This is a genomic window from Flavobacteriales bacterium (genome assembly GCA_013001705.1).
Lineage (GTDB): Bacteria > Bacteroidota > Bacteroidia > Flavobacteriales_D > JABDKJ01 > JABDLZ01.
On sequence record JABDLZ010000095.1, the window covers coordinates 1 to 5,621 of the forward strand.

Below are 5,621 nucleotides of genomic sequence, written 5' to 3' on the forward strand. Positions count from 1 at the left end.
CGATCCGCCCTTCTACCATTGCAGACCCATTTTACGGCTACGATCGGAATACGGGTGAGGAGGTCATCCTATCGGCACCTCATTCGATCGGTGTACAGGCTGAGGACAATCTTCCATGTGAGCATCCAAAAGATGCGTCCAAGGACTTCGGTCGTGCCCTCATCGATAAAGTGATTCCTCACCTCATCGGAACGGACGAAGACCAGGTGATCGCTCGGGCCTCTGAGACCACTCTAGATGGAGAACTGACTGAACACTTTGCTTACCTGGAAGACTACCTGAACGGTTGATCAAGCCATCTCCTGGGTGGCCGATACGAGCTGGGCAATGGTCTGCATAGGATCATCTGATCGAAAAACAGTGCTTCCCGCAACAAGCACATCTGCTCCAGCTGCCAAGAGTTTAGGCGCGTTTTCAACGGTCACTCCTCCATCGATCTCTATCTTGAGTTCTGTCCCGAGGTCATCCGCCATTTTCCGTAGCTGCTTGATCTTCTTGTAGGTGTTCTCTATGAAACTCTGTCCGCCAAATCCTGGATTGACACTCATCAGGCAGACCATGTCGATGTCTTTCAATGTATCCTCTAGCAAGTGCACGGAGGTGTGCGGATTGAGGGCCACTCCAGCCATGATTCCTTCTGCCTTGATGGCTTGGAGGGTGCGATGCAAATGCGTACATGCTTCATAATGAACCGTGAGAACATCTGCTCCACACGCTTTGAATGTCTTGATGTATCGATCAGGATCCACGATCATCAAGTGTACGTCCACGGTCTTGGTCGCGTGCTTGCTTATCGCTTTGAGCACGGGCATACCAAATGATATGTTGGGTACGAATACTCCATCCATTATATCAATATGAAACCAGTGTGCCTCAGAGGCGTTGACCATTTCGATGTCTCGCTCAAGATTAGCGAAATCAGCGGCTAGTATACTGGGGGCAATGATGTGCATTGGGATAGGAATTCCTGATTCTAGACTTCGAAGATAGCTTAGGAAGGATTGTCAGTGCGATATTTCGCACGCTTCTGCAGGTCTTTTCCTCACAAAGAGCTAACAAGCGTCAGTTTTCTACTGGTCGATACTTTATTCTCACTTCAGTGGCTCCTACACCATATCTCTTGTAGTCAGCATCGAGGAACTCACAGTTAGGGTATCGGGTCAGTATCTCCCGAATGGCGTTGCGAAGCCGTCCTTCCCCTCGTCCGTGAATGAAGATGACTTTTTTTAATCCTTTGTCTATCGCCTCATCAAGCTTACCTTGGAAATGGTCCAATTGCAGCTGAACGATCTCATGCTTCATCATTCCATGACTATTATCGATGAGCTCTTGTATGTGCAAATCGACTTCCCACACCCCTGAGTCTTTTCGGTCCTTGATGGCTTGTTGAGGGTTCTTGTACGTGCTTTCCTCACCAATATCCATCAGGCTAGCAGACTCGATCGAGTCTTCAATCACCTTGGTCTTACGCTGATCATACACGAATAGATCTGTGATCGGTAGGCGTTTGACAAATAGATCTTCGAACTCCACATCGGCTGTTTCGTCTGAGTAGAATTTGAGGATCATCCCGCTGTCTTCTTGATCAAGGATGTGCACACTGGTACCCAAGCGCAATCCTTTCATCTCCGTGATTGGTCCTTCGACAATCGGTTCTGGCTCTGGTCTACTTTCCTGAAGGTCATATCGCGGTACTAGAACGGATGATGGATATGGCGTTTCAAATCCGTCTTCCGTCAGGACGATGATCATACCGTCCGGTCGGATGGACGTCACCTCTCCTTTCCCACTCTCATGGATGAATGACACCTCCTCTCCTATCTTAAAGAGGTAAGTCATGCTGATTTCAAGGTGATCAGCGTGATCTCAGGAGCCATTCCCACGCGTCCAGGAAAAGCGAGGACACCCATTCCTCGATTGACATGAAGATGTTGATCACCTTCTTTATAAAGGCCACACCAGCGCTTGTAAGCGAATTTCACAGGGCTGAATTTTATACCGAGTGATGGGATCTCTATGCCCATTTGGGAACCATGCGTATGCCCCGAAAGGGTTAGGTCGATGGGTAGTTTACCCATGATCTTCTCTTCGAAGTGTGTAGGATCATGACTCAGTAAGACCTTGAACTCCTCTGGTCGAGTCCCTGCGAGTGTTTTGTCCAGGTCGCCCAGCTTAGGGAAATGACGCGATTTACCCCAATTATGAACTCCCATAAGTCGGATGTACTCTCCATCCTTTTCCAACTTCATTTGCTCATCTTCCATGAGATTGAATCCCATCTGACGGTGCACTGCTTTGAGTCGATCGACACTATCTATCCGCTCTTCCTCTGAGTATGGTCCATATTGGGCATAGTCGTGATTTCCGAACACACTGTATTTACCGTGCTTGGCTTTCAAGCGAGAAAAAACAGGCTCCCAACCCTCAGCTTCCTGCGCATGCTCATTGACCATATCACCCGTGAATACGATGATATCAGGTTCGAGTTCGTTGACCATGTCGACCATCTTTTCGACCGGTTCATAATTTCTCACGAAACTTCCGAGGTGAGCATCAGAGAGCTGCACGATCTTGAATCCATCAAATGCTTTTGGGACTCTGTTCGAAGCAAGCTCATTTCGAAGGACCCGCCATGCAAATTTCCCTTTGGTCACTCCATAGACAAGGCCACCAAATAGTACGGCCCCTACTCCTAGACCAAGTTTGGTGATGAAATTCCTTCTCGACCAATCCGTTCCTAAACTCAATTTTGAATAGCTCCATCCGAAAAGATTGAACACATCATCTATAACATGAAATGCTCCGATAAGGATCTTCGGAATGAAGATCACAAAAAAGGCACCTAACACGTACATCGCCAGAGCGGACTCCTGCTTGGATTGCCTGAAGGTGCTCATGCCATATAAGAGTAAAGCGATCATCGCTACACTCAATAGCCAATAGCCACCGATGAGCGAAAATTTGAGCAAGCGATTATCGGATTGCAACAAAGGATAGAGCGCCTTAAAGACATAAAGATCTATGGCCAAAAAAAATAGAATCGGTATGATCATACGTTCAATCACGATATTCGGGAAGAAATCTACCCATCACTTCAAGTTTGTTAACTAGTTCCTGCCATTCTGATTCTGGGTCAGAAGAAGCGGTTATTCCTCCTCCTGCATAACACAGGGCGTAGTAGTCTTTTTTCTCTATGCACCGAAGGTTTACAAAGTAACGGGAGAATCGGCCTCCACTTATACCGATATACCCTGAATAATACCGTCTATCATGCTCCTCGAACTCATTGATCAATTCCTTGGCTTTATCCAGCGGCTGACCACAAACAGCGGGCGTTGGATGTAACATATCCAGTACCTCTCTATCGTTCTTTTCCGTACGAAAGAGTATGTCACTTCTCAAGTGGACCAGTGGACCTGCTTCATCATCGTAGGCATCACTGTACTCGAGATCTTCGATGCCCGCATCCGTAAGCTTTTCCAGGATGTATCTAGTCACTATGTCTTGTTCTTCTCGCTCCTTATCGGTCCAAGGTTCTCCACCTTTCCTACGTGTACCAGCCAGTGACATGCTCCGACAGGTGTCCTCTTGTCGCTCCAGTAATATTTCTGGGCTCGCTCCTATGCCCGTGTAAACTCCAGGTGCTTGCAAAAAATAAACAAAGGCTTTCTCATAATCCGCAGCCGCTTGAAGGAAGATGTCCGTATAGGTCCCATTATAGGGTCTAGGGTCGACAATACTGAGCACCGTTTTCTTGGCGTCTCCACTTTTTAGCCGATCGACCAGATCCTCGCAACGCTCCAAATAGGCTGATCGGGAGGCACGGGGATACAGTTCTACGCCATATCCACTGTCTTCGAAGTGCATATATTCAAAGTCGAAAAGATCAAGCGCATTCAATGGCCCTAAGAAGTCTGGCCGGATATAAATGGTCGGATTCTCCTCCTTATCGACAAAAGGCGCCATGACCAATCCTTCAGGTTTTGGCGATTCTACATTTGCATCTCGTTGGAGAATGATATTTACCTCCTTTGATCCCGGGAGACTGAATGCGCAAAAAGGAAGGTCTGAACGTTCGAGTTGAATGAGCTTCTCTTTATTGTCCATCTGCATCGATTACCATTACCGTTAGCTTACAAAGAGCGATCAATCGCTCAGCATCATCTTTTACACGAATGTCCCAAACGTGAACTTTCCTACCAATATGGACAGGAAGGGCTTTCGCGTGAATATGACCAGCTTTGACCGATCTCAGGTGTTGAGCTGTGACCTCCATGCCTACTGTATGCTTCCCTTGTTTGTGGACCAAAGCATAAGATGCGAAACTGCCTACGGTCTCCGCTAAGGTCGCAGTAGCTCCTCCATGGAGAATGCCAAAAGGTTGATGACTACTTTCTTCCACCGGCATACTGGCAGTAAGGCCTTCATCATCCACCGCGGTGAATACGATACCCATGTGTTTCACCATTCCTTGAGCGAGTGCGTTTATCTGCGAAAGATCTAATTCTTCTTCTATCCAAGCCATGGCCGCGAAGGTCGTGAATCCAGTGGATCTCTACTCACCATCTTGAACTTCTATACTGGAGATATGCGAGGTGCATCGGCCTATGAGAATTCGTGCGAAGCCCTACTTTCGCGACCATGCAGCGCAAGTCGGTCGACATAAACACATTCAAACGAGATAATCAGTTCTATGGCCGAATCGATCTGTTGGCAACGATAAAAAATTTCGACCTGCAAGCCATTCGTGCGCGGTATTTGGCCAGCAAGCATAACAAGAACGCTCGAACAGGCAGTGTAGAACGAAGAGCGCCAGCGATTGGAGGAATTGTCGGGTTCAGTCTGGACAAAGGAAAGATCCAGTCTCAAGAGACCTTCGCTGAACTCAGAGAACCAAGGGGTATCGCTCAACACGGAAACACTCTTGCCATCAGTTCGGAGAATCTCGTTTATCTGATGAATTCTGAAGGTCTTCGATCCCTTGATGATAAATGGTTCAGTTACATCCACACTGTTGACTTCTCAAAAGATGGATCCAGGCTTTTGGTTTCGAGCAGCGGCTTTGATGTCATTCTAGAATACGATGTAAGCACATTGGAACGATCAGCGGAATGGTGGGCCTGGGAAAATGGTTTTGACCAAGGCATCGACCCAGAAACTGGAGATAAAATCACCTTGAGTAGATCTCCTATTGAAGGGAAAGATCGGGTTCGTGTCATAGCAGATCCATCTATCGATAGCTTACCCACGGCAATGCGCGCAGCATTCATCAATTCCGTTGAATATGATCGTACAGATGAGAAGCACTATATCGCGACCTTTTTTCATGAAGGAGCTGTTTTCAGTATTGATACCCATACTGGCGAAGCAGAACCGCTGATATCAGGCATGAAGAACCCTCACGGTGGAATGCTAGATTCTCACGGAGCCATGGCCACCAGCACACGCACAGGGGAAGTCATTCTTATGAAACGCGATGAGGAGATCAGCTATTCATTCTGTGACCTACCTCATAAGCCGCCAACGCTGGGCAATGAAGAATGGCTTCAGAATTCAAAGCGGTTGCCGGATGGTAGTATTCTGACCATTGATTCGAACAGAACTTCTTGGGTGATCTTTCA

Annotated in this window: 7 protein-coding genes; 2 read left to right on the forward strand and 5 right to left on the reverse strand. The window is 47.4% G+C overall.

All coding sequences use genetic code 11. The features are described from left to right. The coding region (locus tag HKN79_03715; GenBank protein ID NNC82660.1) for an alanine dehydrogenase at positions 1–290 on the forward strand (290 nt) is incomplete at its 5' end. On the opposite strand, the gene HKN79_03720 is transcribed toward HKN79_03715, so the two are convergent. The 5 genes from HKN79_03720 to HKN79_03740 all read right to left on the reverse strand — a co-directional run bounded on the left by HKN79_03720 (position 291) and on the right by HKN79_03740 (position 4,525). Beyond that, positions 291–953 carry a ribulose-phosphate 3-epimerase gene (locus tag HKN79_03720; protein NNC82661.1) on the reverse strand — a complete coding sequence of 221 codons (663 nt, stop codon included), beginning with the start codon at positions 951–953 and terminating at the stop codon, positions 291–293. Positions 954–1,062: 109 nt separating this feature from the next. Further along, positions 1,063–1,839, reverse strand: a complete 777-nt coding sequence (locus HKN79_03725; GenBank protein NNC82662.1) for a hypothetical protein — start codon at positions 1,837–1,839, stop codon at positions 1,063–1,065. Then, positions 1,836–3,029, reverse strand: a complete 1,194-nt coding sequence (locus HKN79_03730) for a metallophosphoesterase (protein NNC82663.1) — start codon at positions 3,027–3,029, stop codon at positions 1,836–1,838. Before HKN79_03730 ends, HKN79_03725 begins: the two co-directional genes overlap by 4 nt. 28 nt (positions 3,030–3,057) lie before the next feature. Next, positions 3,058–4,107 (reverse strand): hypothetical protein, encoded by a 1,050-nt coding sequence (locus tag HKN79_03735; protein NNC82664.1) that lies wholly within the window; start codon positions 4,105–4,107, stop codon positions 3,058–3,060. Then, a complete protein-coding gene (locus HKN79_03740; protein ID NNC82665.1) occupies positions 4,097–4,525 on the reverse strand; it encodes a hotdog fold thioesterase in 429 nt (142 codons plus the stop codon). The genes HKN79_03735 and HKN79_03740 overlap by 11 nt, the downstream gene beginning before the upstream one ends. 185 nt (positions 4,526–4,710) lie before the next feature. Here HKN79_03740 and HKN79_03745 point away from each other — a divergent pair. Continuing rightward, a partial coding sequence (locus tag HKN79_03745) for a hypothetical protein (protein ID NNC82666.1) occupies positions 4,711–5,621 on the forward strand: 911 nt, incomplete at its 3' end.